The following is a 4270-nucleotide window of genomic DNA, read 5'->3' as shown; positions in this document are numbered from 1 at the left end:
TCAGCCGGGCAGGCCAGCGCAGGAAGAACGGAACGCGGATGCCGCCTTCCTGCAGCGTGCCCTTCGCGCCGCTGAACGGCGTATTCTTCGACCCGTTCACGGCAATGGGCCCGCCGTTGTCGCTTAGGAAGAACACGAGCGTGTTTTCCTCGATGCCCTTCTCGCGCAAGGCGGCAAGCACCGCGCCGACGCCGTCGTCCATGACGCTCAACATCGCGGCGTGCGTGCGCCGCGTCCCGTCCTCAATGGATTTGAACCGTTCCAGATACGATTCGGGCACCTGCATCGGGGCATGCACCGCGTTATAGCTCAGGTAGAGGAAGAAGGGCGCCTCCGCGGGGCGCCGGATGAATGCCACGGCTTCGCGCGTGAACGCCTCGGTGAGATACGCGGGCTCTTCGACGGGCTCCGTGCCGCGCATGATCGGGTTCTTCGTGTCGGCTCTGGAATCCGTATAGGAATGGCTTCCGTGCGGGAAACCGAAGAACTCGTCGAAACCCCGTTTCATCGGGTGGTACTGCGGCGCAAGACCGAGGTGCCACTTGCCAACGAGACCGGTCACGTAACCCGCCTCTTTCAGCCAATCCGCGATTGTCTTCTCGCTCAGCGGCATGCCCACGTTCGTCTGTTCCTCCGTCGTCGGGCCGGGGTTGTACCAATGGCCGAAGCGCTGCTGATACCTGCCGGTCATCAACCCCGCGCGCGTCGGACTGCACACCGGGCACGACACGTAGCCGTCCGTGAAACGCACCCCACCCGCCGCAATGGAGTCGATGTTCGGTGTCGGAATGTCTTGACAGCCAGTCGCGCCCAGGTCCGCGTAGCCCAGGTCGTCCGCGAGAATGATAATGATGTTCGGCCGTCCCGGGGCGGGGGCACTTTCGCCAAAACCGCGCGGCGCCGCCCACGCCGCCGCGCCCAAGCCCAGGCAAGCCAGAAAATCGCGCCTGTCGATAGTCCCCATGACCGAAACGGTGTTGCCGGCTGTGTGTTTCACAATTCACCTCCCAGCAAGGCGAATGTCCCTTGCGTTTTCCCATTAAACCCCAGCAGAGGGGGGCAGTTCCAGAGGGGTCGCCCCGGCTCCGCCGGGGTCGGCGGCAAGGTTCCGCCGCGCGGGGTTCGTCTGGTAGAATGCGCGCATGGAAGCAGACGCCTTCTGGAAAGCCTATGTGGGCGAGCGAGCGCCCGGTGATTTCCTCGAACGGAGACAGGGCCGCTCCCTGCGCGATTTCGTGGACAGCTACATCTCGCAGGTCCCGCACTTCTACGGCATCGTCCAGCGCGGTACCTGGAGAGAGACTTTCGCCGCCACGCCGCATTGGCGAAGGGACGAGGTCGCCGTCGGACTCCTGACCTACCTCGAACTGCACCGCGAAGAGTGGGAACACCTCGAGTCCGCACCGCAGCGAGCCTCTGCGCCGGACGAGACCGCTGCCGCGCCACCCGCCGCGCCTGCGCAGGAAGCCCCTGCGCCATTACCGTCAACAGCGCCCGCGCGGGAGGCGCATGACGCGGCTCCAGTAGGGACTCCCGCCCAGGATGGAGCCGCGCTCCAGCCGCAACCGGCGGAACCCGCCGCTTCAGACGAGGCCGAAGCGCCGGCGGAGGCGCCTGCGCCGCAGCCGCCGGACGCCCCGGGCGTTCCGCCCGAACCGTAACCGCGCTTGCTGCCGCGAGACCCGGACCGTGCCTTCAAAACAACATCATCGTGGCAGGCATCCCGAGGACGACGGCCTGTTCGCGCCCGGGCAGGTCCCGAGACTGGCCAAAGCCGTGGCCGACCTGTCTTGGCTGCTCACGCGCGAGTACTCCCGTGTTTCCGCGTTGAAGCTCGTAGGCGACCACTTTCAACTCGCCCTGCGCGGACGCATGGCCGTGGACCGCTGTGCCTGTTCGGACGCCTCGCTCGCCTTGCGGCGCGCGCGCGAGGTTCCCATGGACCGCCTCCGCGGCGAATCGCTCATCGTCGACGGCTACAACATCCTGATTACCGCCGAAAGCGCGTTGGCGAACGGCGTGCTCTTGCGGGGGCGCGACGGCTGTATCCGTGACATGGCCAGCCTGCACGGCTCCTACCGTCGCGTCGAGGAGACGTTGCCCGCCGTCGCGCGCATCGGCGAAACGCTCGCTGCGCTCGCGCCCGAAAGGGTCTTCTGGTATTTCGACGCGCCCGTCTCGAACAGCGGCCGGCTCACGGCGTTCCTGCGGGCGCACGCCGAAGCAGCCCGGTACCCTTGGCATGTCGCGCTCGCGCCCAATCCTGACAAGCTCCTGGCGCAATCGCCCCACATCGTGCTCACCAGTGACAGCTGGATCCTCGATCGGGCCGCGCGCTGGGCAAACCTGACCGCGCAGGTCTTGCGCGACCTCGGCATGGAGGCACGAGTGCTGGAATTGGCCGGGAACCAGGATGCGCCGGAGCGACAACCGGGCTCTGGTTGCAGTTCATAGATATAACGGATATACTATATCCGAAATAGCGCTTGCAACGCCGGACTTGGTGGGACGGCGGCACCCAGGCGCTGCACCCCTCATGGAGTAACCAGAAGTATGAGCAGCATGTATTGCGACCAGTGTGAACAGACGTATCGTGGCACGGGCTGCGTCTCGCAGGGCGTCTGTGGCAAGAGTCCCGACATGGAGTCCTTACAGAAGATTCTGCTGTACGGGCTCAAGGGCATGGCGGCCTACAAGGCGCACGCGCGCCGGCTCGGCAAGACGGACCCCGAGGTCGAGGCCTTCATCGACGAAGCCCTGTTTGCCACGATGACGAACGTCAATTTCGACATGGACAGCCTGCTCGGACTCGTGCTTGAGTGCGGGCGCATGAACTACAAGACCATGCAATTGTTGAACGACGGGCACGTCGAGACATTCGGCCAGCCGGGGCCGGCCGAGGTGAAGGAAGGCGTCCAGGAAGGCCCCGGCATCCTGGTCACGGGCCACGACCTCGTGGACCTGCGCGATATTCTGGAACAGACTCAGGGCACGGGCATCAACGTGTATACGCACGGCGAAATGCTGCCCGCCCACATGTATCCCGGCCTGCGACGGTATCCCCATTTCGTGGGGCATTTCGGCGGCGCGTGGCAGAAACAGCGGCGCGAATTCGAGACGTTCGGCGGGCCCATCGTCGCGACGACCAACTGCGTGCTCATCCCCTTCGAGACGAACACCTACCTGAATCGTTTTTACACGACGGGCGTAACGGCCGTGCCCGGAGCCACGAACATCAGGAACCGCGATTTCTCCGCCGTGGTCCGGCGCGCTCTCGAAATCGGGCCCTTGACGCCCACTGCAATCAAGACCTCGACCGTCGGATTTCACTGGACCACGATTCTCGGCATTGCGGACAAAGTCGTCGCCGCCGTGAAGTCGGGCCAGATTCGCCACTTCTTCCTCATCGGCGGCTGCGACGGGGCGGAGCCCGGTCGCAACTACTTCTCCGAATTCGCGCGGAACACGCCGCAGGATACGCTGATTCTCACGCTCGGTTGTGGCAAGTTCCGCATCCGCGATTACGATTACGGCACGGTCGCCGGGTTGCCGCGCCTGCTCGACATGGGCCAGTGCAACGACGCGTACGGCGCGATCCAGGTCGCGCTCGCGCTCGCCAATGCGTTCGAGTGCGGCGTGAACGACCTGCCGCTCACGCTCGAAATCAGCTGGTTCGAGCAGAAGGCGGTAGCCGTGCTGCTCACACTGCTGCACCTGGGCATGAAACGGATCAAGCTCGGCCCGGCGCTGCCCGCGTTCGTCACGCCCAACGTGTTGAACGTGCTCGTCGAGAAATTCGAGCTGGCGCCTATCGGTTCCGATCCTCGGGCTGACGTGGAGGCCGCGCTCTCCGTGGCGTAGACTCCGCCGTACTGTGATTTGGCGGTTTGACCCGCGGGGGTCTGCACGGACAGGCCCCCGCGCAAGGGACGCCGTATGCTGACGAAGACTTCTATTACCGCGATTCAGGTGTTGGTGCTCATGACCCAACTGGAGCGGGACGCGCCGGTCTCGCCGCAGGACATGGCGCGCCGCCTGGACGCATCGACCACGTATCTCTCCAAGATACACACCCAGCTCGTGAAAGCTGGCATATTACAGTCACACCGCGGAACGCGCGGCGGTGTCACCCTGGCGCGCGACCCGCGCCAAATCCAGTTACTCGAAATCGTGGAAGCGTGCCAAGGCAGATTCCTGGGCGATTACTGCGCCCCCCACGACGACCTGAAGGATGTGTGCGCCTTCCACCACGCCATGCATGAACTGCAAG

The 4270-nt window shown here is 64.8% G+C and carries 5 protein-coding genes; 4 read left to right on the top strand and 1 reads right to left on the bottom strand.

Going from position 1 to position 4270, the window contains the following annotated elements; genetic code table 11:
• Positions 1-964: sulfatase-like hydrolase/transferase (locus KA184_16805; protein ID MBP8131241.1), on the bottom strand; the 964-nt coding region annotated here is incomplete at its 3' end.
• A 178-nt stretch (positions 965-1142) separates the two neighbouring features.
• Between KA184_16805 and KA184_16800 the strand changes: the two genes are divergently transcribed.
• From KA184_16800 to KA184_16785, 4 genes are all read left to right on the top strand, one after another.
• Positions 1143-1661: a hypothetical protein gene (locus KA184_16800; protein MBP8131240.1), complete on the top strand. Its 519-nt coding sequence runs from the start codon at positions 1143-1145 to the stop codon at positions 1659-1661.
• 28 nt (positions 1662-1689) lie between these two features.
• Complete coding sequence (locus KA184_16795; GenBank protein MBP8131239.1) at positions 1690-2454, top strand: DUF434 domain-containing protein; 765 nt, start codon at positions 1690-1692, stop codon at positions 2452-2454.
• Positions 2455-2562: 108 nt separating this feature from the next.
• Positions 2563-3861 (top strand): hydroxylamine reductase, encoded by a 1299-nt coding sequence (gene hcp / locus KA184_16790; protein MBP8131238.1) that lies wholly within the window; start codon positions 2563-2565, stop codon positions 3859-3861.
• Between the two features lie 75 nt (positions 3862-3936).
• The coding region (locus KA184_16785) for an Rrf2 family transcriptional regulator (protein ID MBP8131237.1) at positions 3937-4270 on the top strand (334 nt) is incomplete at its 3' end.

The sequence above is a fragment of the Candidatus Hydrogenedentota bacterium genome, from assembly GCA_018005585.1.
In the GTDB taxonomy this organism is placed as follows: Bacteria; Hydrogenedentota; Hydrogenedentia; order Hydrogenedentales; family JAGMZX01; genus JAGMZX01.
The sequence above is the reverse complement of the archived record's forward strand: the minus strand, read 5'-3'. Positions and strand labels throughout refer to the sequence as shown.